This is a genomic window from Paenibacillus ginsengihumi DSM 21568, assembly GCF_000380965.1.
Taxonomy (GTDB): domain Bacteria; phylum Bacillota; class Bacilli; order Paenibacillales; family NBRC-103111; genus Paenibacillus_G; species Paenibacillus_G ginsengihumi.
On record NZ_KB905622.1, the window covers coordinates 1 to 21,212 of the forward strand.

General features: G+C 56.2%; 21 protein-coding genes and 1 other annotated feature. Of the genes, 2 read left to right on the plus strand and 19 right to left on the minus strand.

The window, feature by feature from the left end; genetic code table 11:
- Window positions 1-661: 661 nt before the first annotated feature.
- The 8 genes from F591_RS32135 to F591_RS0123625 all read right to left on the minus strand — a co-directional run bounded on the left by F591_RS32135 (window position 662) and on the right by F591_RS0123625 (window position 5,692).
- Complete coding sequence (locus F591_RS32135) at window positions 662-826, minus strand: hypothetical protein (RefSeq protein ID WP_169445881.1); 165 nt, start codon at window positions 824-826, stop codon at window positions 662-664.
- 133 nt (window positions 827-959) lie between these two features.
- Window positions 960-1,655 (minus strand): glutamic-type intramembrane protease PrsW, encoded by a 696-nt coding sequence (gene prsW, locus F591_RS0123595; RefSeq protein ID WP_019537072.1) that lies wholly within the window; start codon window positions 1,653-1,655, stop codon window positions 960-962.
- A gap of 135 nt (window positions 1,656-1,790) precedes the next feature.
- Entirely contained in the window at window positions 1,791-2,003 is a 213-nt protein-coding gene (locus F591_RS31740) for a hypothetical protein (RefSeq protein ID WP_156829684.1), read from the minus strand.
- 90 nt (window positions 2,004-2,093) lie between these two features.
- On the minus strand, window positions 2,094-3,338 hold the full coding sequence (locus F591_RS0123605) for a Glu/Leu/Phe/Val family dehydrogenase (RefSeq protein ID WP_019537074.1): 1,245 nt from the start codon (window positions 3,336-3,338) through the stop codon (window positions 2,094-2,096).
- Between the two features lie 183 nt (window positions 3,339-3,521).
- Window positions 3,522-4,118 carry a genetic competence negative regulator gene (locus tag F591_RS0123610; RefSeq protein WP_019537075.1) on the minus strand — a complete coding sequence of 199 codons (597 nt, stop codon included), beginning with the start codon at window positions 4,116-4,118 and terminating at the stop codon, window positions 3,522-3,524.
- 204 nt (window positions 4,119-4,322) lie between these two features.
- The gene (locus F591_RS0123615; RefSeq protein ID WP_019537076.1) at window positions 4,323-4,622 is read right to left on the minus strand and encodes a hypothetical protein; all 300 of its coding nucleotides are present in this window, start codon (window positions 4,620-4,622) and stop codon (window positions 4,323-4,325) included.
- 100 nt (window positions 4,623-4,722) lie between these two features.
- A complete protein-coding gene (locus F591_RS0123620; protein ID WP_019537077.1) occupies window positions 4,723-4,950 on the minus strand; it encodes a hypothetical protein in 228 nt (75 codons plus the stop codon).
- Window positions 4,951-5,101: 151 nt separating this feature from the next.
- A complete protein-coding gene (locus F591_RS0123625; protein WP_019537078.1) occupies window positions 5,102-5,692 on the minus strand; it encodes a CPBP family intramembrane glutamic endopeptidase in 591 nt (196 codons plus the stop codon).
- A 102-nt stretch (window positions 5,693-5,794) separates the two neighbouring features.
- Here F591_RS0123625 and F591_RS0123630 point away from each other — a divergent pair, with 102 nt between their 5' ends.
- Window positions 5,795-6,703: a hypothetical protein gene (locus F591_RS0123630; protein WP_019537079.1), complete on the plus strand. Its 909-nt coding sequence runs from the start codon at window positions 5,795-5,797 to the stop codon at window positions 6,701-6,703.
- Window positions 6,704-6,819: 116 nt separating this feature from the next.
- Here the strand turns inward: F591_RS0123630 and F591_RS0123635 are convergent, their stop codons facing one another.
- Window positions 6,820-7,146, minus strand: coding sequence for a rhodanese-like domain-containing protein (locus tag F591_RS0123635; protein WP_019537080.1), 327 nt, complete (start codon window positions 7,144-7,146; stop codon window positions 6,820-6,822).
- A gap of 204 nt (window positions 7,147-7,350) precedes the next feature.
- Window positions 7,351-7,602, plus strand: a binding site (T-box leader).
- 88 nt (window positions 7,603-7,690) lie between these two features.
- Here F591_RS0123635 and serA point away from each other — a divergent pair.
- The gene (serA, locus tag F591_RS0123640) at window positions 7,691-9,274 is read left to right on the plus strand and encodes a phosphoglycerate dehydrogenase (RefSeq protein WP_019537081.1); all 1,584 of its coding nucleotides are present in this window, start codon (window positions 7,691-7,693) and stop codon (window positions 9,272-9,274) included.
- 119 nt (window positions 9,275-9,393) lie between these two features.
- Here the strand turns inward: serA and F591_RS0123645 are convergent, their stop codons facing one another.
- From F591_RS0123645 to F591_RS0123690, 10 genes are all read right to left on the minus strand, one after another.
- Window positions 9,394-11,286 carry a HAMP domain-containing sensor histidine kinase gene (locus F591_RS0123645; RefSeq protein ID WP_019537082.1) on the minus strand — a complete coding sequence of 631 codons (1,893 nt, stop codon included), beginning with the start codon at window positions 11,284-11,286 and terminating at the stop codon, window positions 9,394-9,396.
- 1 nt (window position 11,287) lies between these two features.
- Window positions 11,288-11,989, minus strand: a complete 702-nt coding sequence (locus tag F591_RS0123650; protein ID WP_211217622.1) for a response regulator transcription factor — start codon at window positions 11,987-11,989, stop codon at window positions 11,288-11,290.
- A 74-nt stretch (window positions 11,990-12,063) separates the two neighbouring features.
- Entirely contained in the window at window positions 12,064-13,311 is a 1,248-nt protein-coding gene (gene ccsA / locus F591_RS0123655; protein ID WP_019537084.1) for a cytochrome c biogenesis protein CcsA, read from the minus strand.
- Complete coding sequence (gene resB, locus F591_RS0123660; RefSeq protein WP_019537085.1) at window positions 13,308-14,990, minus strand: cytochrome c biogenesis protein ResB; 1,683 nt, start codon at window positions 14,988-14,990, stop codon at window positions 13,308-13,310. Before resB ends, ccsA begins: the two co-directional genes overlap by 4 nt.
- 86 nt (window positions 14,991-15,076) lie before the next feature.
- Window positions 15,077-15,598 (minus strand): thiol-disulfide oxidoreductase ResA, encoded by a 522-nt coding sequence (gene resA / locus F591_RS0123665; RefSeq protein ID WP_019537086.1) that lies wholly within the window; start codon window positions 15,596-15,598, stop codon window positions 15,077-15,079.
- 138 nt (window positions 15,599-15,736) lie between these two features.
- Window positions 15,737-16,486 carry a pseudouridine synthase gene (locus F591_RS0123670; RefSeq protein ID WP_026326851.1) on the minus strand — a complete coding sequence of 250 codons (750 nt, stop codon included), beginning with the start codon at window positions 16,484-16,486 and terminating at the stop codon, window positions 15,737-15,739.
- Window positions 16,487-16,508: 22 nt separating this feature from the next.
- Complete coding sequence (locus F591_RS0123675) at window positions 16,509-16,850, minus strand: peptidoglycan recognition protein family protein (protein ID WP_026326852.1); 342 nt, start codon at window positions 16,848-16,850, stop codon at window positions 16,509-16,511.
- 1,271 nt (window positions 16,851-18,121) lie between these two features.
- Window positions 18,122-18,655, minus strand: a complete 534-nt coding sequence (locus F591_RS0123680) for a spore maturation protein (protein WP_019537089.1) — start codon at window positions 18,653-18,655, stop codon at window positions 18,122-18,124.
- Window positions 18,656-18,661: 6 nt separating this feature from the next.
- Window positions 18,662-19,261 (minus strand): nucleoside recognition domain-containing protein, encoded by a 600-nt coding sequence (locus F591_RS0123685; protein WP_019537090.1) that lies wholly within the window; start codon window positions 19,259-19,261, stop codon window positions 18,662-18,664.
- Between the two features lie 47 nt (window positions 19,262-19,308).
- Window positions 19,309-20,475 (minus strand): D-alanyl-D-alanine carboxypeptidase family protein, encoded by a 1,167-nt coding sequence (locus F591_RS0123690; protein WP_026326853.1) that lies wholly within the window; start codon window positions 20,473-20,475, stop codon window positions 19,309-19,311.
- Window positions 20,476-21,212: the final 737 nt, after the last annotated feature.

A 21,212-nucleotide genomic window follows, 5' to 3' on the forward strand; every position in this document is an offset into this window, starting at 1 on the left:
TGCTCATCCAAGTTCTTCACGCGTTCCATGGCCTTCGCCGATACAACCGCGGCTCGGCTTCCTCTTGTCCCTTTCGGGTTGATATTTTCACGATGCGGCAGGATTCACTTGATGTTACGGCCTGCAAGTTTGCTTCCTTCCGCCTTTTGCGGAGCTTTTCACAGGGCTTCAGACGCCGGATTTCTCCGACGCCTGCCTGCTAGCTACGGGGCAGCTTGGCCTTTACCCCGACCGGACTTGCACCGGTTAGTTATGCCTAGCTTGGCTAGGCGCGCGTTGTATTATGTGCAACAATTTGGGCGCTGCGGGCTTCAAACCGGGGAATATCGCCCGAAATGTTGCATTCTTTACAACTTTGAGGCGCTGATGCGGGTTATCCCTCCGTTTTTGTTGTACAAAATACAGCATTTGTTGGCACTCTTGGAAACTCAGCGGTAGTCCGCCGACCAAATGTTCAGTTGCCGCAGGTGACGACGGGTGGCGTAAGGAATCGCTCGTCATAGGCGCCTCTCCCTTCGGCACCCTTCTCGTTACTCGGCAGGATGCTTTTGGCGGCCTGTTCGATCCAGCGAATGGGAGGCCGCAAATTCGGCTCGCCAGCGCCTTTGTAAAGATAAAAAACCGCCCCGCCATGGGACGGGACAGCCTGATAGAGATCCGGTTACAGCTCATTCGGTTCGATCTCGAAATCCGTATCGTTATTGCATATGCATTGCTTGAAGCCGGTATCGATTCTGCCTTTCTCTCTGCGGCCTTTCAAAATAAACCGCTCGCCGCACGATTTGCACCGAATCGTCACCTTCACCCGCTCTGGTACGACCGTCATAGCTTCCCTCCATTTGTCGCGCGAAATTGACGAGCCTATGACGAACGTATCCTTCGCCATCGATCGTCGCCTTCGGACTGGTCATTTCCATTATCATCAGACAGGATTGATAATCCCAGTATGGACAAACGAATCAAATTTTAACCCGGTCGTCACGGGAGGCGATGCGAAGCGGCGACTTGGCATTGGCCCGGTTCACCTTCCACAGGCTGCGCAGCCATAAATATACCATCAGCGGCACCATGAACCAGATCCAGTACGTGCTGGTCGTCATGAGAATATAGTCAAAGACGCCGTGCCAGAAGATCGGCTGCATCAAGGAAAGCAGCAAATGCCGTCTGGCCGTCGTTTCGGGCGCGAGCTTCGCTCTTCCGAGATGGTAGCCCATCAAAACGCCGAACATGGCATGCCCCGATACCGGCAGCAGCGCCCGAATCATTAAGGAGGAAAAGTTGGCCGAATGCAGAAAAGCGTAGAATATGTTTTCCAGCGTTGCGAAGCCCAGCGACACCGCCACCGCATACACGATGCCGTCGTAAGGCTCGTCAAACGACGTATGCTTGTAAATCGTAAAATAGATGATAAACCATTTCAAAAACTCTTCCAGACCAGCGGAGATCACGAACGAAAAGACGAAAGGATTGTCGCCCAGCCCTTGCACGAACGCCCGCTGCAGCACCATGACAGGGAATACGAGCAGCACGCCGAACAAGAATACGCGAAGCACGAGGGAGATCGGTTCGGTATCGTAACGGTCCTTCAAATAAAAATAAGACAGCAGTGCGACACCGGGCGCAATTGCCGCCATCAGGACAGACAAGACGCTCATGTGTCCCCTCCTATCTTGAAAATTTGGCGGTATACGCCGACAAAATTTCAATACCGCAGGTGACGACCGATGACAATAGGAAACGCTCGTCATAGGCGTCTATCTTGAAAATAGCCCAGGGCCCGCAGCTCATTTTCATCTTCTGATGGTGCTGCGCCAGCGGCATAGGCGTCTATCTTGAAAAATTGGACGGAACCCTCCTGCGAATTTTTCAACACCGAAGGTGACGACCGATGACGAAAGGAATCGCTCGTCATAGGTGTCTATCTTGAAAATTTCTGCGGTATCCAAACGCTCAATTTTCAATACCGCAGGTGACAGCCGACGACGAAGGTTATCGCCCGTCATAGGCGTCCTTCGATATATCCGCGGCAGCTTATGTAGTCGGGCGGTGCCGGATTACGATGCGCCGAACCGTACGCGCTCCAAAGCTGCAGCCTACACCCAACCGCGGAACCTTGCGGCCTCGGCCATCTTCCGAACGCCGACCATATAGGCGGCCAGACGCATATCGACATTTCTCGTTATATGAACATTATAGACATTTTCAAAGGCTTTTTCCATCACTTCTTGCAATCTGGAAAGTACTTCGGCTTCTGTCCAATAATATCCTTGATTGTTCTGAACCCATTCGAAATACGAAACGACAACGCCCCCGGCGCTGGCCAGCACATCCGGAACGATCAGCACGCCCCGTTCGGTCAAGATGCGCGTCGCCTCCAGCGTCGTCGGACCGTTGGCCGCTTCTACGACAATGGACGCCCGAATGCGGTCTGCATTGTCTGCCGTAATCTGGTTCTCGATCGCCGCGGGCACCAAAATATCGCATTCCTGCTCCAAAAACTCCCGGTTCGACAGCGTATTCTTGAACAGCTTCGTCACCGTGCCGAACGAATCGCGCCGATCCAGCAAATATTCGATATCGAGCCCATCCTTGTCGTACAGGCCGCCGTAAACGTCGGAAATGCCGACGACCTTCGCTCCCGCGTCGTGCATGAATTTGGCCAAATAGCTGCCGGCGTTGCCGAAGCCTTGAATGATCACCCGCGCGTCTTTCAGATGAATTCCTTTCTTCTTCAGCGCCTCGTTGATCATGATCGTCACGCCTCTGGCCGTGGCCGTCTCCCTGCCGTGCGAGCCGCCGAGCACAAGCGGTTTCCCCGTAATGAAGCCGGGGGCGTCGAATTCCCGGATGCGGCTGTATTCATCCATCATCCAGGCCATGATTTGCGAGTTCGTCATGACGTCCGGTGCCGGAATATCCTTGGTCGGGCCGACGATCTGGCTGATCGCCCGGACGTAGCCGCGGCTGAGACGCTCCAGCTCGCGAAAGGACATCTGTCTCGGATCGCATACGATTCCGCCTTTGCCTCCGCCGTACGGAAGGTCGACAATGCCGCATTTCAAGCTCATCCAGATCGACAGCGCCTTCACCTCGTCCTCTGTCACATCGGGGTGAAAGCGGACGCCGCCTTTGGTCGGGCCGACCGCATCGTTATGCTGCGCTCGGTAGCCGGTGAACACCTGCACCGAATCGTCGTCCATCCGCACCGGGATGCGCACCGTGAGCACGCGCATCGGCTCCTTCAACAATTGAACCATCCCGTCGGAATATCCGAGCCGGGTAAGGGCTTGCTCGATAATGTATTGAGTCGATTGCAGCACGTTCAAGTTCTCCGCCATGAAAACCACCCTTTGCTCAAGTAGCAATCGATTGTATTCTTGCACTCCTGCACCGCTGCCATTCGTCACTTCCCGCTCGTTTCGCAGCGTCCGCCTCCTACCGCAAAAAAAGCATTCCACAAAAACTCGCGTTTTTCTCGGAATGCTTGATCGCGTGCGCCTAAACCTTCGAGCGAGCGGAGCTTAAAATTTGTCGCAAAGCACCTTGACAGCATCGGATTCGATAATGAGCTTGCCGTATTCCTCCAATACCGCAGCGGTGAGCGAGGTCGCCTCGCCGAATTCGGACAGCACCGCCACGACGGCATGAAGCCGCTTCTCATCCATCCCTTCCGCGCCGAGCTTCAAAATCCATTGGTTTTTATATGAATAAAGCGTGCCGCCGTCGACGAGCAGCGGATTGACCGTCTTCGCCGCCCGCAGCAGTTCTTCAAAGTCGTGAAAAGCATACGTGATTTCATCTGTCTCATCCATGGTGACTTCAAGCTCGTAGACCTCTTCCAGCTCCTCGTCAAGATCGTCGGCATGGTTGAAATCCATCTTGCTCCGCGTCACGATGACGACCATCCCCTGCGCAGGCATCGTCAGCACTTCCACGGCCAGCGGCCCCGTAGCGTCAAACCCGAGCTCCGTATAGGCTTGGTCCATCATCTCGCTGAACAGCTCATGGACTTTCGGAATTTCTCTCCACATGTCGTCCTTGTGGATGCCTCGCTCCGTCAAGTCATCGAATGTGAGGAAAATCCGTATCTTGTCCTGACTCAAACGCTCCATCTTCATACTGGATTCCTCCCTTACCGACTGTACTAACAGCTTATGAAGATAGGCTAATATTGGTGAGCCACCTTCAAACGGCTTGTATCCGATTATACGACTATTATATCACAAGTAAACAAGAAAAGAACGGTTTTTGGCCCGTTCTAGCAAAAAGACGCAAACGCCGCGCGAACGGGGTTTGCGTCGATTACGCCATCGCAGCTTGGATTACTGGATCGGCTTCAATTCCTCTTTGTTTTTTTGCGATAAAATTTCTCCGATCTGCACCTTGAGGCCGGGGTCCTGGTTAATTATCGATTGAATTTTGCCGAGATTGGACCCCGTGCTTGCCTGCTGGCCGCCGGATGGAGCCGGCGCGGGAGCCGCCTTGTCCGTCGCGTCCGCCTGCTTGTTGCCGGCTTTGTATTTGCCCATGAGAGCCGACAGCATGGCCGGTTTTCTTCCGGAGAAATACATAACCGCCGCAGCGCCGGCCAATCCGCCAAGCAGAAATGCACCTATTCTCATGTCCATTCCTCCATCGAATTTGATGAGTTCCGTTTATATTGTCGGCGATCTTCCATAGGTGCATGCATTATAAAATCAGGAATCCGGCGTTCGGCGGTCTCTAGGCGCCCATTATCTGCCAGCCCCATACGACCAGACCAGCCACCAGAATAACAAGCAGCCATACAAGCGGGCGGTAAAAAAACCGCACCCATTTCTCGCTTTCCGGCGGGTGCACCGTGCTGCGCGGAGGCAGGAAGTGCTCGTCAAGTTCCGGACCCGTTCCGGAACCCGCTGCATGAACAGGAGGCTCAAGTTGGTTGTCGAAGGCTTTCTTTCCAGATGCCATAGCTTGTCTTCTCTCCTATCTTGAAAAATCAGCTTAGCCTGCAAGCTGAATTCTCAACACCGCAGGTGACGACCGATGACGACAGGAAGCGCTCGTCATAGGCGTCTATCGCAACTGAAAGGGGACGGCCGGGTGACGAAGCATACGCCCGTCATTCGCGCCTGTAGCGCAGTATGCACCCCATGACCAAATCAATTGCAAAATGGGCCGCGATCGGCGTCCATAAAGAGCCGGTCCGCAAGTAAATCCAGCCGAGCCCGTAGCTGATCGAAAAAACGAGCCCCGTCATCAACCAGTGCCGCAGATACCGCACGTGAATGGCGGCGAACAATATGCTCGTCCAATACGGGCCCCAGGCCGCCTGAATGGCGCCGCGGAACAGCAACTCCTCGCAGATCGATACGAACAGGCAAATCCAGACGATATGCCACAGCGGACGGCGGGCAAACAGCTTTTCGTTAATCCCTCCGTCATCCGCCACCTCTTCGGGCACCCAGCGGAAAATCAGCAGCTCGACAGCAAGAACGATCCATGCAAACCCGAGGCCCCATATGAGAATTTGCGCGCCAGGCCGCAAGCTGAGCATCGCTTTGAAATCCGGCTTTTGAAACAGAAAAATAATGCCCGCGATCAGCAGAACAACCAATTGAGTCATGTATAAATTGAGCAAAAGCATGCGGTCATCCAGCTCGTGGATGTCGGCCTTTTTTAGCCTGAAACGACTAAAATCAATTTTTTTCATAAAATTATTCCTTTTTATAAGCAATTAGTCCTATGCGAACAAGAAATTATAGCCTATACTATCCATTAAGGCAGAAATAACCGCGACAAGGAGCTCTAGGCAATGGAAAAACGTCTGACACAATCCGACTATTTATTCGTTCTTCTGTTCATTTTCATGCTGGTCGCCGCCTTGGGCGCCTTCTTTTTCGGCTTGAAGCTGGGCAACGAGAAAGCTTCTGCCAGGTACGAAGTCCTACTTGCGAAGCTGGGCGCGCAGGACGATACGCTGAACGCCTATCAGCAGCAGTATCTGGTTTCCTTCTATCATACCATTTATCAGCCTTACAGGGAATTTCATCAGCGTTGGTTCGACAGCATGAGCGAGCTTGCAGCCGCTCCTGAAGCCGACGCTTCGCGGATTTTGAAACAATTGTCGAAGCTGGCCGCAGACAAATACGACGAGCTTGGCAAAAAATCGATGCCCGCGTCGTCCCCGCTGCTTGCCGATGCGCTGGCCGACTACCGACGAAGTCTCAAGCTGTTCGCCGAGGGGCTTGACGGGGCCTATTCGAAGGCAGACGCGGCGCCGGCCTCCGCGCTGGTCGGGCTGTTGACGGCCGATCCGCATTTGACGGAAGCCAAGTCGCTTGCGCTCAAGGCGGAAGAGCGATTTTACGCCGCCATTGTCAAATGGAACGAATCGCAGGCCGCCCTGCCGAGCGCCCCGGCTCCGGAGCAGCCGCTCGCTTTCCAGGACTGGAACGGGCTCGGGTTCAATATGAAAGCCGATTACGTCGCCCAATGGCTCGTCAGACAGAAAGCGTTCCACCCTTTTACGCCGCACGACGCGGTCAGCCGCGCCGACGAATTGATCGCCTCCGGGCAGGCGTCCAGGATGAACCTCACGGAGGTAGGTCAAGTGCTTGAGCTGCTGATTGCGACCGATGCGGTCCGTCCCGGCGATTTCATGCGCTACAAGAGCCGGTATGCAGGCGAAACGCTGCCGCAGTTGCCTTTTTATACAGAGTAAGCCGGACCGTGTCCGGGAATAGCTGTTTGAACTTGTGCAAACGGGCCGCTTCCGAAGGCCAATTTGTCTCCTTCGGAAACGGCTCTTTTCTATTGCCGCAGCGCCGGTCAAAGGGCCTAGTCGTAGGCAAACCCTCGCAGCTGCGCCAGCGCGGCCATGCCGCCTTCCACATTGACCAGGCTCGCGAAGCCTTGGCGGTGAAGATAGCTGCAGACATGCTCGCTGCGGACGCCGTGTGCGCAGACGACATAAATGGTCCGGTCTCTGGGCAGCTCGTTAAGACGGGCAGGGATTGTATTCATCGGCATGAGCTGCGCTTCGTCCAGCCGGTAGTATTCCCATTCCCACGGCTCCCGCACATCGATGAACAGCGCTTCTCCCAGCCCTTCTTCTTCCAGCATGCGCAAAAAATCCGCCGGCTTCATCGAATCGAACGTTTCCATGAGTAAATTCCCCCTTTCCGACCCTAAGGCATTGCACGCCAACAGCATACCGGATTTCCCGCCTTCCGGCAAGGCGATCCCGGGCTCGCGAAGGCTTTCCCCGCTCGAGATGGTTTCACAAAAATTTCATAAACGCAATTCCCGGCGGCATCTATTGACAACGGGGAAACGGACATGGTACGCTTATGAAAAATTTTCATTCGTTACAAGACGATGACGGAGACAAGCATTTCGTTTGAAAGCGCCAGAGAGCCGGTGGTTGGTGCGAACCGGTCGCAAGTAAAGATATGCGGAGCACTCCGGAGTCGCTGCGTTGAACCCTGCACAAGGCATTAGATGCAGCCGGTTGGATACCGTTACAAGTCCCGGTCCGCTCGCAGCGGACCAAGCGAGGCCGTCCGTGCGAACGGGCGGTGAATTAGGGTGGCACCACGAAGCGAGCTCTTCGTCCCTTGCATACGGCTGACGTATGGGGAGATGAGGAGTTTTTTTGTTGCCGCCATACACAAATACGCAAGGCATAAAATTGGGAGGTACTGCAAACATGTTCAAGGTATTGGTCATGGACGGAATCAGCGATCAGGGGATTCAGCTGCTTTACGACGCCCCGGATGTGACGGTGGAGAAAAAACAAGGCTTGTCCGAGGATGAGCTCATCGCCATCATCGACCAGTATGACGCGCTGCTTGTGCGCAGCGCGACAAAAGTGACGGCGCGCGTGATGGAAGCCGCCCCTAAGCTGAAGGTCGTCGGCCGCGCCGGCGTCGGCGTTGACAACATCGATCTGGATGCGGCGACCAAGCGCGGCATCATCGTCATCAATGCGCCTGACGGCAATACGATCGCTACCTGCGAGCTGACCTTCGCCATGATGATGTCGACAGCCCGTTCCATTCCCCAGGCGTACAAGAAGACGACCGGCGGCGAATGGGACCGCAAGTCGTTCGTCGGCGTCGAGCTGCGCAACAAGGTGCTCGGGGTGCTCGGCATGGGCCGGATCGGCAGCGAGGTAGCCAAGCGGGCCAAAGCGTTCGGCATGGACGTATACGGCTTCGACCCGTTCCTGACGGAAGAAAGAGCGGAGAAGCTCGGCGTCAAGATGGGCACGGTTGACGAGATTTGCCGGGTGGCCGATTTCATTACAGTGCATACCCCGCTGACAAGCGAAACGCGGCACATGATCTCCCGTCCGCAGTTCGAGATCATGAAGAAGGGCGTGCGCATTATCAACTGCGCCCGCGGCGGCATTATCGACGAGCAGGCGCTCGTGGAAGCGATCGATAAGGGCATCGTCGCCGGAGCGGCCTTCGACGTCTTCGAGGAGGAACCGCCGCGTCCGGAGCATCCTTTCCTGAACAACCCGAAAATCGTCGTCACTCCGCACCTCGGCGCATCCACAGTGGAGGCGCAGGAGAACGTGGCCATCGACGTGTCGGAGGAAGTGCTGCACATCCTGCGCAATGAACCGTTCAAAAATGCCGTCAATATGCCGCCTGTACCGGCTGACGTCATGAACAAGCTGCAGCCTTATTTCCATCTCGGAGCGAAGCTCGGTTCGTTCGCCGGCCAAATCGTCGACGAGGCCGTCAGCGAAATTATCGTCTCGTATTCCGGAGAACTGATCGATGTGGATACGTCCCCGCTCACCCGCTATATCGTTCAAGGCGTGCTGAGCAAGCAGCTGGAAGGCGTGAACATCGTCAATGCCATCCATGTGGCGAAGTCCCGCGGCGTCAACGTCGTCGTGCAAAAATCGGCGGCCAGCCAAACGTTCACGAACCTGCTGTCGGTTACGCTCAAGACGAAGAACACAGAGCGCAAGCTCTCCGGCACGCTGCTTTCGGGCTACGGCGAGCGCGTCGTGCAGATCGACCAATATCCTGTCGACATTTCGCCGGAAGGGCATCTGCTCCTGATCTCGCATAACGACCGCCCGGGCATTATCGGCAAAGTCGGCACGCTGCTCGGCACAAACGACGTGAACATCGCCACGATGCAGGTTGGCCGCAAGGTCGTCGGCGGTTCCGCGATCATGGTGCTGACGACGGACAAATCGACGCCGAAAGAAGTGATCGCAGAGCTGGCGAAACTGCCCGAGCTGATTCAAGTGCAGGAGCTTACGCTGTAATTGTTTCACGAACAACAAGATTATCCTCGTTTTTTCAACAAAAACAAGAGCTTCCGTTCGACCGCCGAGGTCGAATCGGAAGCTCTTCTTGTTTGGAGAAGGCGCGATTTGTCATATCTTCACGCATTTTCGTCCAGCTGCGGCAGGAAGATGCTGAACGTCGTGCCTTGCCCTACCTGGCTTTTGACTTGCGCGTCGCCCTGATGGGCCTCGATGATGTTTTTAGCGATCGACAGCCCGAGTCCCGTGCCGCCGGATACGCCGCGCGTACGCGCCTTGTCGGCCTTGTAGAAGCGCTCGAAAATGTAAGGCACGTCCTCCGCCGGAATGCCCTGCCCCTGATCGCTGACATCGATGCGAACCATGCGCCGGCCGCTGCGCAGCTCACTCTCCGCGCGCATGGTGATCGACTTGCCCGGCGGCGTATGGCGTATGGCGTTGTCCAGCAGATTGGTCAGCACCTGCTCCATCCGGTCTTCATCCGCATTGCACATATAATGCTCGCTGCCAAGTAGATCGCACACAAGCGTCAAGCTGTGCTCCTTGGCGAGCGCCGCGAATTTGCGGTGCACGCGGCGAATGAGCACGCCGACATCCATCGGCCGCAGATGAAGCTCCATCGTGCCCGATTCCATCTTCGCCAGATCGAGCAAATCGCGCACAAGTCTGCCCATGCGCAGCGATTCGTCGTGAATAACCTGCGCCAGCTCCTTGCGTTCCTCGGGCGAGGCGGCGATATCGTCGATCAGCGCTTCGCTGTAGCCCTGCAGCATCGAAAGCGGCGTTCTGAGCTCGTGCGATACGTTGGCCAGGAAGTCTTTGCGCAGCTTATCCAGCCGGTGCTCTTCCGTCACATTGCGCAGCACGGCGACGACGCCGCGCACCCCGTCGCGCGAATACAGCGGAGCCATGACGATCGACCATACCTCGCTTTTGACGTTCAGCTTGGACGTCAGCTCCCGCGGATCGGCCATGACGGTTTCGAACAGCGGCCGCATCGGCCCGGGCACCTTAGGCAGCGGCGGCTCTTGCTCCTGCTCTCCCGCTTCCGGCAGCGAACCGTCGACGGCGTCCGGCCAGTCATGCTCCCAGCCGAGGTGATTCCATTCGCGAATCACCTTCTCTCCTTCCGGATTCGTTAAAATAACGACGCCATCCGCATCGATCGTCATGACCGCATCGGCCATGCTGCGCAGCACGCTGGCCAGGTGCTCCTTCTCATGGTTCAGCGCCTTGATCGTCTCGGCCAGCTCGGCGCCCATATGATTGAACGTCTTGCCGAGCTCCCCGATCTCGTCCGGGAAGTTCGTCGGCACCCGGGTGCCGAACTGCCCTTTGGACATGAGGTCGGCAGCTTTGTTCAGCTGCCGGATCGGCTGGGTTATTTTCGTAGATAAGAAAAAGGCAAAAAACGTCGTCATCGAAAAGCCGATGATCCCTACGACGACGAATAAATTTTTCACATAATTTTGCATTTCGGCAAACGATTGCGTCACTTGATACAGCACAAGGGCGCCGATAATGTTCGTTTGCGATTCATTTGCGATCGGCACCGCTACTGCAGTGTATTGGCCGTTGACGCCATACCTGGGCCTTCCGGCCGTGCCGGTCTGATTGTCGATCGAGGCTCCAGCGAAGACCGCGCCAAGCTCCTGCTCGGTAAAAAAGTCGTTGTAGCGGAACGCCGCGCCGGTCTCGGGGCTCACCCCTTCGGGCACAGGCAGCGGCACGTCGAGCGGCTTGAAATCGGTGGAGATCGCGATTACGGATGCTTCCTGGGCGCTCAGCAGCTCGTTGACAAGCTGAATGTACGAGGGGATATCCCGATGCAGCGAATAATCGATAGCCACCTTCGCCGCCAGCTTCCGCATGTTTTCCGTCTGATCCTGCGATTTCGGGAACGATGTTTCGATATATTGAAACAAAAACAGGCCGAGTGTCAGCAGCACTACTGCCACCAGCCCGATAATCGTCATCCATAGCTTTCCTACGATGCTTTTGAATATAAACACGTTATTTCGGCACCTCAAGCTTGTAGCCTACGCCCCAAACGGTCGTGATCATGGAAGCGGCCTCGGCGGATACCTTGTTCAGCTTCTCTCTCAGTCTCTTCACATGCGTGTCTACGGTCCGCAGGTCGCCGAAAAATTCGTAATTCCACACGTCCTTCAGCAGCTCCTCGCGGGAGAACACTTTGTCCGGCGAAATCGCCAAATAATGCAGCAGCTCGTATTCCTTCGGCGTCAGGGCGACCTCTTGACCGCCGGCGGTCACGCGGTGAGCGTCGTGCTCGATGACCAGATGCGGAAAGACGATTTTGTTGCTTGTCGCCGCTTCCTTGGACAAATAAGCGGTAACGGACGAGCGGCGCAAAATGGCTTTAACCCGGTAAATCACTTCGCGCGGGCTGAACGGCTTGACGACATAATCGTCGGCCCCCGATTCGAAGCCTTGCACGCGGTTCGATTCCTCGCCCTTCGCCGTCAGCATAATGACGGGCGTCGCCTTCACTTGGCGCAGACGGGAGCATACTTCATTGCCGTCCATACCCGGCAGCATAATATCAAGCAAAATAAGATCGTAGTCGAAGTCCAGCGCCTTCTTTAGCGCCGTCTCCCCGTCCTCTGCTTCGTCGATAATATAATTTTCCTTCTCCAAATACATGCGGAGCAAACGGCGGATACGTTCTTCATCGTCAACGACGAGAATAGTCATTTGATGATCGCTCACAAGCGCACCTTCTTTCTTTGTAATGAGCTTAAGCGGGCGGGCCGCCTCGCATGAGCGGATCAGACGCCCGCGTACGAATGCAAGCCCGCGATGATCAGATTCACGCCGATCAGCGTGAACATCACAATGAGAAAGCCAATGACGGACAGCCAGGCCGACTTTTTGCCCTGCCAGCCGCGGGAAAGCCGCAGATGCAGGTAGGCGGCGTAAAACAGCCAGACGATGAGCGCCCATACTTCCTTGGGGTCCCATCCCCAGAAGCGCCCCCATGCTTCATGGGCCCAGATCATGGCAAAAATAAGCGCGCCCAGGGTGAAGATCGGATAGCCGATGGCGATCGAGCGGTAGCCGATCTCGTCGACATCCTCGTTGTCCATCCCTTTGGTGAGCGGCTGGAGCGCCGCGCCCAGCGACTTGCGGAGCACGAGCCGCAGCAGCGCGTACAGCAGCGTTCCGAGCAGCAGGGACCAGACGACGGTATTCAGCTTGCGTCCCGCATTGGACCCTTCCATCCATGACGGCGCTTCGAACGGAGCATCGGTCATGCCGAAGAACGGCTTCATCTCGATCAGCTGCCCCTCATGCGGCTTGAAAATCGGCGGAAGCACGTATTCGACCGTTTGCGTCACCGTCTGCTCGACCTTGTTGCTGTCCACATAAGTGACCTCGTTCGAGAAGCTGGCATGATATCCGGCCGCATTGAAGCCGAACACCGCGACGACGAAGGAGATTACCGTAAGCAGCGTAAACAAGGTAAACTCGACTCCGCGCTGTTCCCTGCGGCTGGCCTTGTCCTTGGCCGAAAAATCGACGGCCTGCAGCAGATACAGGATGCCGGCAGCGAAGCCGACGGCGAAGAACGCTTCGCCGAGGGCGGCGGTCGTGACGTGAATTTTCAGCCAGTAGCTCTGCAGCGCCGGTATGAGCGGCTGCACCTCCCGCGGGAACACGGAAGCGTAGGCGATGATGATGACGCTGATCGGAAGCGCGAAGATGCCCAACACCGCCGCGCGATAAATCAGATACAAGACGATGAACGCCAGCGTAGTCATCATGCCGAGGAAGGTCATGAATTCGTACATGTTGCTCGTCGGAATATGTCCCGCTTCGGCCCATCGGGTGATGAAAAAAACGACATGCGCCAGGAATCCGGCAACGGTCAGCCCAAGACTGATATTCCCCCAGCGCCGCGAGTAAGCTGCCGGATCGTCCACGGCGAATTTGCGCCCCGCCACGGAAATGACGAATCCGAGAAAAGCGATATTGTAAATGATAAACGCTGTCAGCAAAAAAGAGCTGCTGCTCACTTGCGTTCTCCCTCCCGGTCCAATTGCTTCGGTTCGATGGAATAACCCGTTTTGTTCAGCACTTCAGCGACCTCCTTGCGAAGCCCGAACCAGTTCTTGTTCGTATGCGCCCCGAGCGACAGCACGCCGTCGTCAATGCGCAGCCATATTCTCCGGTGATGCCAGTAGAAGCCCATGATCACGCCGATCATAAAGATCGCCGATCCGACCCATATGTACGGCAAAGCCCGGTCGACGCGGATGTTCAAATAGCTGACGAACTCGGAGATGCCGACATCGTCCATCGAGCCTACGGACAGCTCCAGCTTCTCTGCCAGCGCGCCGTTCAGCGTATCTTGGCGGAACGTCTGCTTATCGATCTGACGCGGAAAATAAATGTACGGTTCCCCTGTCGGGTCCAGTCCGGGACCCGTGATCGAGAAGACAAATGCGGGCGCCTTCGGCTGATTGGACAAGGTGATCGGCGTGCCCGAGGCATCGAGTCCGAATTCCGGGAAATAGGCTTTGAGCTGCAGCGTATAATCGCCCACCTTATAGCTTTCGGCCGGACGGCTCATCGACAGCTCGAAGCTGCCGTACACTTCGCCGGTCCGCTTATCTTTCAGGCTCGGCCTTACGGAGAGCAGCATCGGGTTCTGTTCGAAGTCGAACTGGTAAGCAAGCAGCCCGTTGTACTCCATCGGCTCGTTCACGATAATATCGTCCCGGTGCACCTCCTCCAGCACGGGTGGCTTGCCTGGATCGTCGCAGTCGGCCGTGCAGCGGTACAGCACCGCCTTCGTCTCGAACCGCTTCGGAACCTGCTGCCCGCGGTCGCGGAACTCCTCGGACATTTCGCTTTCCTCGTAGAATTCGATCGTAAACTTCTCGTTCTTCAGATAATAGTTCGTCTCCGGTATTTTCACCGGCTGCCCCTCGGGAAAAGCCAGGTGCTGGTCCATGTGCCAGCCGGGAATGTTGCGCATCAGGACGGCAGCCAGAAAAATGATGAGACCGATATGATTGACGTACGGTCCCCAGCGGCTGAACCGATGCTTCTCGGCGAGCAGGGCCGTCCCCTCCCGGTGGACACGATAGCGCCGGGCCTTCAGCGCGGCAGCGGCCTGCTCGATCCAGGCTTCCTCGGAAGGAGCGGGAGCGCCCGCTTTCCCTGCGGGAAGAGCCTCTTGGAAGGACACCTTTTGCCGCAGGATGAAATGGAAGTGCTTGCGGATCTGCTGCTTGGACAGCGCCCGGTACAGCGGCAGCACCCGGTCGAGACTGCAGATGACAAGCGAAGTCCCGATCATGAACAGCAACGTAATGAACCACCACGACTCGAACGTGTGCGACAATCCGAGCAAATAATAGATGTGACCCAAGATGCCGTACGTTTCCTTATAATAGACCGAAGGGTCGATGTTCAGAAACGTATTTTCCTGCGGATAAATCGTGCCGAGCGCAGAGGCGATCAGCGTAATGACGATCATGTAGATCGCGTTGCGCACAGAGGAGAAAAAATTCCAGATGCGGTCCAGCCATCCCGGATTTTCCTTCTGCGAACGGCGGGCAACCCCGTCGTAGCGCATCTCCAGCGGAGCCGTGCCGCTGTCGTCGGCAAGCGGCTTGCCGCACGATTCGCAAAGGATCGTCCCCGTATGATTTTGATGGCCGCACTCGCATTTCGTATTATGAATCATATCTGCTTCAGCCTTCTTTATCGCGATTGCCCGGCAGATGGCCTGGAAGCTTGCCGGCCTCCCGCATACCACTTGCCGGGCTGCTGTTATTGGGTGATCGCCGCGAGCCTTTGCTCGATGATCGCATCGTCCATAACGCCCTTGTGAATGTCTGAAATTATGCCGTCCGGACCGATGAAGAACGTCGTCGGATACTGCGTCACGCCGTACCTTTTGCGAATCTCCTCATTATCGTCGAGCAGAATCGGGAAGCTGACCTTGTATTGTTCGATGAAATTGGCGACCGTCACCTTGCTTTCGCCCAAATTCACCCCGAGAAAGGCGACCTTATTCTTGTCCCATTTGTCGAACTGCCGCTGAATGGCCGGCATTTCGTAGCGGCATGGCTCACAGAACGTTCCCCAGAAATTGACCACAACCGCCTTGCCCTTCAAATCGGACAATTCGTAGGTCGCTCCGTCCATGCCCTTGAGCGTAAAATGGGGGGCCTTGCCGCCAACGGACGGCTTCTCGTTGTTTGCGAACAAATTGCTGGCGATCGTCAGCGCCCCGACGGCGACGATGATGGCGAAGATGGCGATTTGGACCCATTTTCTATTGTTTCCCATCTTTTCACACCTTCAAACGATTGGATGTTGAGCCTACCATCATTATAGCGAAGTTTGCCAATGCAGATCGAGCGGTTTTTGAATATTGTGTGTCTCCTTGACCGCCGCCCGGCGGCCGCTAAAAGTCGCGAGCACCGGTTATGAGCCGCTATTCGGACGCTTCCCCGCCTCCAGCGCCGCGGCGCGAAGCTCCTTGATCTCCTCGGCCGTCAAGTGGCGGTATTTGCCTCTAGGCAAGCCGGCGAGCAAAATCGGACCGAACTTGATCCGCTTCAGCTTTTGCACGGGATGGCCGATCGCCTCGAACATTCTGCGCACCTGACGGTTGCGGCCTTCGTAAATCGTGACTTGTATGACCGCCTCGTTCTTGTCCAGATCGATATCGTAATATTCGGCTTCGGCGGGCGACGTCATGCCGTCCTCCAGCTCGATGCCGCTGCGCAGCTTGTCCAGCTTCGTGCCATGCGGCACCCCTTTCACCGTCGCCAGGTATGTACGCGGCACATGGTGTTTCGGATGCGTCAGCAGGTGGGCGAATTCCCCGTCGTTGGTCAGCAGCAGCAGTCCTTCCGTATCATAGTCGAGCCGCCCGACAGGGTAAATGCGCTCCCGGATGTTCGTAAAGAACGAAGCGACCGTCTTGCGTCCTTCCGGGTCCGAGGCGCTTGTAATGACGCCTTTCGGCTTGTTAAAAAGAACGTATACTTTCTTCTCCTGTCGGATCGGGCGGCCGTCCACCTTGATCGCATCCTGCTTCGGATCGACCTTAACCCCCATATCCCTTACGATCTGCCCGTTCACTTCGACCCTTCCGGCGCGGATCATCTCTTCGCTTTTGCGCCGGGAGGCTACCCCCGCTTCGGCCAGCACTTTTTGCAGTCGTTCCAGCATGATCAATTTTCACCTCAAGCTAATGATAACGATCCTCGGGGGAAATCACAAGCTCGGACCACGGGAACGACGAGCCCGGGCACGTTATCGTATGCGGAAAAATGTCGTCCTGCTCGAAACGAAACGTCGCCGACAGCTTCATGATCAGCTTGCTCAGCACAAAAAGCTGCTCTTTCTCTTCCGCCGAATAAGCTTCGCGGCGCCGCGAAAAGTCCCCTTCGAGGCAAACATGAATGTACAAAGGGTCGGTCTGCTCCGAAGCCGGCACGATGGTTCCATCCTTGCCGATAAAAAAATCGTAGCCTTTGCCGTTGATGGACGGGCAGGCCGAATGGTGAACAACGATGCCGTAATACTGCATGGGAACCACCTCTTCGTACGGTTTTTCATGCAGTATATGTGCCTTGTTCGCCGATGGTGAAGCCGCCGCATCGAATATCGTTTCGCGGCCGGCCGCGCACGAACATCGCGTCGGGCGAGCGCATTCCGCGCCGGCGGACGCATCCCGAGCCAGCGGGCGCATCCCGCGTTGGCGGGCGCATCCCGCGTCGGCGAGCGCATCCCGCGTTGGCGGGCGCATCCCGCATGGCGCTGCTCCTCCCCGGGCGCATGGCTGAGCCGGCTGGTTTGCGCCGTATCGTCGGACCTCTCCACGAGCACACCCGGGCACAGAAGGCAGCGAATCCTGCAAAAAATGCAACATTTTTCGCATTCTTTGTGCAATTGGAAGGGTAATGTTGTATTTTGTGCAACAATTTGGGCGTAGTTGGCCCCAAAGCCAGGAGCATCGCCCGAAATGTTGCACTTTCTGCAACATTGAGCCGCTATGGCGGTTTATCCCCCCGTTTTTGTTGTACAAAATACAACATTTGCTCACTATCTTGAAAATTTGGCGGTATACGCCGACAAAATTTCAATACCGCAGGTGACGACCGATGACGACAGGAATCGCTCGTCATAGGCGTCTATCTTGAAAATAGCGCTTGGTGCGCCGCGGCACATTTTCATCTTCTGATGGTGCTGCGCTAGCGGCATGGGCGTCTATCTTGAAAATAGCCCCCAGGGCGGGCGGCCCGTTTTCACCATCTGATGGTGCTGCGCAAGCCGCATAGAAGACTATCTTGAAAATTCGGCGGTAATCACAATCTCATCTCTAACGCAAGTGACAAACGCTATTTTGCTGAATCGTACCCTGTTTAAAATGTAGCGCAACTGGGAAGCGCTATTTTGCCAAAAACACTGAATCGGGTAGCCCAAAATGCGAAATAAGGCTGCTCACTTGCGTTACAATTTCAAATCGAGCGTTTTGAGGGAAATAAGCTCTGTGGCTTGCGTTAGCTTAAGGTTTGCACTAGGTCTGCCCGGCCAAACGTGAGCCCACGGCCAGCGAAGCGCTATTCGAAGGGCTAGCGAAGCGAGCAACCGATTCCCGGCAGCTCGGGCCCGAAGATCGCAAGTGCCGGCGACGATCAATTGCAGAGAAACGTTCGCTTGCAAAGAGACGTTCGCTTGCAGAGGGGCGCTCGTTTGCCGAGAACGTCAAGCAAGCGCTCCCCTTGGCAGCGATCCGGAAGCGAGCAAAGGTGCTTCCACATTGTAAAAAGCGGAAATGCACGAATGCACTCCCGCCAGTTATCCGAAAACCAAATAACAGATGACGATCGAGGCGATAAAGCCGACCGCATCGGAAATCAGTCCGACTTTCAAGGCGTAGGCAGCCTTGCGGATGCCGACGGCGCCGAAATACACCGTAATGACGTACAGCGTCGTATCGGTGCTCCCCTGGATCGTCGAGGCGATGCGGCCGATCATGGAGTCCGGACCGAACTGCTGAATCAGATCGGTCGTGTAGGCCAGCGAGCCTGCGCCGGTAATCGGCCGCAGCAGCGCAAGCGGCAGCACCTCGCTCGGGATGCCGAGCGCGGCGCAGAGCGGCTTCAGCCAGCCGATCACGAAATCCATCGCCCCCGACGCGCGAAACACGCTGATGGCCACCATCATCCCTACCAGAGTCGGAATGATGCGTATCGCCGTATCGAAGCCGTCCTTCGCCCCCTCGACAAACGACTCGTAGACCGGCACCTTGCGGTAAGCCGCGTATAACGGAATGAAGACGACGATGACGGGGATGGCCCACGCCGAAATCAGGTTGACGAAATCCAGCAAGCGCGATCATCCTTTCCCCGGCCCGATCGGATGGCTGCGCCTTCGGTACCATCTGTCGACGAGTATGGCCGCCGCCGTCGAGATGAAGGTCGCCAGCAGCGTCGTCCCGACGATGTCGGCGGGATTCGCCGATTGAAAGTTCATCCGAATGGCGATGAGCGTCGTCGGAATGAGCGTAATGCTGGCCGTATTCAAAGCGAGCAGCGTGCACATCGCCGGGCTCGCCTGATCCTTGTGCGGGTTGAGCTTCTGCAGCTCCTGCATCGCTTTGATGCCCATCGGCGTCGCAGCGTTGCCGAGCCCCAGCACATTGGCGCTCATGTTGGACATGATGTAGCCGAGAGCGGGGTGGTCCTTGGGAACGCTTGGAAACAGAAAGCGAATGGCCGGACGCAAGGCGGCCGATATTTTGTCCAGGAGGCCCGCATCCTCGGCGATACGCATGATGCCCAGCCAAAACACCATAATACTGATGAGGCCGAAGCAGACGGTAACGCCGCTCTTGGCGCCGTCGAAGACCGCCTCCGTGACCAGCTCAATATTCCCTTGGGCCGCTGCGGCAATAAATCCGGCAACGAGAAAAAACAGCCAAATAACATTCACCATCAGTGATCTCTCCCTTCCGCGCTGCGCCCGTCATGCCGTCCACTCCGTCACAAGGAGCCCGCAAACAGCAGCTTGGCCAGCCGCCGCACTGCATCGAGCCATTGCTGCCCCCATCCGGAATCGCGCTGCGACTCACTGAACGAGAAGGCGGATCGCTCCTTCAGCTGCAGTCTCGGGCTGCCCTCAGCAACGAGCGGCACAGAGCCAATCGTTTGACCGGCCAGTTTGAAGGTAGCGCGGCCGACCTCCCCGAGACGGTAATGGACCGAGCGCTGATCGTTCAGCGACGTTTCGACCGTAAACTGCTCCCGCTCGCTCTGCTCCGCCGGATACTCGAACCCGGCCCCGGCGACGAAGCCTTCCTTGCCCAGCGGCTTGCCTTTCTCCGCCAGCGGCAGCAGCGGGTAATGCGCGAAGCCGTAATCGAGCAGCCGCGTATGGTCGAGCCAATCGTCGGGATCGTTCAGCGTCACGACGGCAAGCTGCTGGCCGCCCCGGGTGGCGGATGACACGAGGCAGCGCTTGGCCAGCTTCGTATATCCTGTTTTCACTCCGTCTGCTCCCTCGTAAAGGCTCAGCATTTTGTTCTTGTTCGTCCAGGAATAATCCCACGGTTCGTTCGGGTTCGGCACCTTCTTCACCTTCGTGCGAACGATTTCCTGAAAAACCGGATTTTTCAGCGCATAAGCCGTCAGCTTGGCCAAATCGTGGGCCGTGGAGTAATGCCCCTCTTCGTCCAGCCCGCTAGGATTTTTAAAGCTGGTGCCGGTCATGCCGAGCATCTTCGCTTTCTCGTTCATCAAATGAACGAAGCCTTCCTGCGTCTGCCCCACATGCTCCGCAATCGCCGTCGCGGCATCGTTGCCTGACCGGAGCATCAGGCCGTAGAGCAGGTGCTGCAGGCTCATCTCCTCACCCAGCTTCAAATAAATCGACGAGCCTTCCTTGCCGAAGGCGTTTCTGCTCACCTGGACTTGGTCGGACAGATCGCCATGCTCGATCGCGACGATCGCTGTCATAATCTTGGTCAAGCTGGCGATGCGCATCGGCTTGTCTCCTTGCCGGCTGAATAAAATGCGGCCCGACTTCACATCGATCAGCGCGGCGGCTTCCGCATGCACCGAGACGGCCGGAGCGGCATGGACCTTGCCGGAACCCGCCGGATGCATCATGAGCAGCGAACAGATCAATAACAGCAAGCAACCCCTTCTCATCGGCACCCTCCCATGACGATAGTCGCCGGATTGTCTGGACGAGCACTCCGGCATCCACCCAACATCTTGTACCATATATATGCTTGGCCTACCGGGTTCATGTCCAAGCCGGTAGAATAAGAAGAGCCCCGCCCCCCGGCGTGGCTCTTTATCGTACATATTCTTCGCTGTGTCAAAAACCAAAGAAATCGACGGAGAAGCCGAGGAAGCGTTTGATGAACAAGTCGCCGATGATACGCTCTTCCATTTGTCGATCCAACAGACGGTAGTAGGCTTAAACGAGATTCTGTTACACCAAAACATTAGTCACGGACATTTGCTCTAACGCTTTGTAACGAACGCGCGTAACCAAAAGGGACTTCGATTGTGGCTACCTGGCAATGGCGCTGTACCGAGAGGGGAATTGTCCACAATGAATCGACAGTCTCTTTTATTCGAACTGCTATGAACGTAAATGTCAAGCTCCACATTTTGAGCATAGGTGAGACCTGGATTTTCATTTTTAAAATTTACGTGCGCTAAAGGAGCTCGGCACGGAGGCAAAATGTGAGCGACGGTCGGCACACTGCTATCCGTGGGTTGAAACCACAAGGTAACCTATTCGTCAAAAGGAACTACCCGTAAACTTATTTCGCACGTAGGGGAAAATTGTTTCCCTGTGCAAGATCGAAAACGCGGATCTTTCCTTCTTATCCCTATCCTTTGCCTCCGGGCCCAACCCTCTAACGTAAGCCTGT

What these genes read in the sequence shown, in the direction of transcription:
- F591_RS32135 (WP_169445881.1), bottom strand. Translation starts at nt 826, where the DNA reads ATGACGGTCGTACCAGAGCGGGTGAAGGTGACGATTCGGTGCAAATCG.
- prsW (WP_019537072.1), bottom strand. Translation starts at nt 1,655, where the DNA reads ATGAGCGTCTTGTCTGTCCTGATGGCGGCAATTGCGCCCGGTGTCGCA.
- F591_RS31740 (WP_156829684.1), bottom strand. Translation starts at nt 2,003, where the DNA reads ATGACGGGCGATAACCTTCGTCGTCGGCTGTCACCTGCGGTATTGAAA.
- F591_RS0123605 (WP_019537074.1), bottom strand. Translation starts at nt 3,338, where the DNA reads ATGGCGGAGAACTTGAACGTGCTGCAATCGACTCAATACATTATCGAG.
- F591_RS0123610 (WP_019537075.1), bottom strand. Translation starts at nt 4,118, where the DNA reads ATGAAGATGGAGCGTTTGAGTCAGGACAAGATACGGATTTTCCTCACA.
- F591_RS0123615 (WP_019537076.1), bottom strand. Translation starts at nt 4,622, where the DNA reads ATGAGAATAGGTGCATTTCTGCTTGGCGGATTGGCCGGCGCTGCGGCG.
- F591_RS0123620 (WP_019537077.1), bottom strand. Translation starts at nt 4,950, where the DNA reads ATGGCATCTGGAAAGAAAGCCTTCGACAACCAACTTGAGCCTCCTGTT.
- F591_RS0123625 (WP_019537078.1), bottom strand. Translation starts at nt 5,692, where the DNA reads ATGAAAAAAATTGATTTTAGTCGTTTCAGGCTAAAAAAGGCCGACATC.
- F591_RS0123630 (WP_019537079.1), top strand. Translation starts at nt 5,795, where the DNA reads ATGGAAAAACGTCTGACACAATCCGACTATTTATTCGTTCTTCTGTTC.
- F591_RS0123635 (WP_019537080.1), bottom strand. Translation starts at nt 7,146, where the DNA reads ATGGAAACGTTCGATTCGATGAAGCCGGCGGATTTTTTGCGCATGCTG.
- serA (WP_019537081.1), top strand. Translation starts at nt 7,691, where the DNA reads ATGTTCAAGGTATTGGTCATGGACGGAATCAGCGATCAGGGGATTCAG.
- F591_RS0123650 (WP_211217622.1), bottom strand. Translation starts at nt 11,989, where the DNA reads ATGACTATTCTCGTCGTTGACGATGAAGAACGTATCCGCCGTTTGCTC.
- resB (WP_019537085.1), bottom strand. Translation starts at nt 14,990, where the DNA reads ATGATTCATAATACGAAATGCGAGTGCGGCCATCAAAATCATACGGGG.
- resA (WP_019537086.1), bottom strand. Translation starts at nt 15,598, where the DNA reads ATGGGAAACAATAGAAAATGGGTCCAAATCGCCATCTTCGCCATCATC.
- F591_RS0123675 (WP_026326852.1), bottom strand. Translation starts at nt 16,850, where the DNA reads ATGCAGTATTACGGCATCGTTGTTCACCATTCGGCCTGCCCGTCCATC.
- F591_RS0123685 (WP_019537090.1), bottom strand. Translation starts at nt 19,261, where the DNA reads ATGGTGAATGTTATTTGGCTGTTTTTTCTCGTTGCCGGATTTATTGCC.
- F591_RS0123690 (WP_026326853.1), bottom strand. Translation starts at nt 20,475, where the DNA reads ATGAGAAGGGGTTGCTTGCTGTTATTGATCTGTTCGCTGCTCATGATG.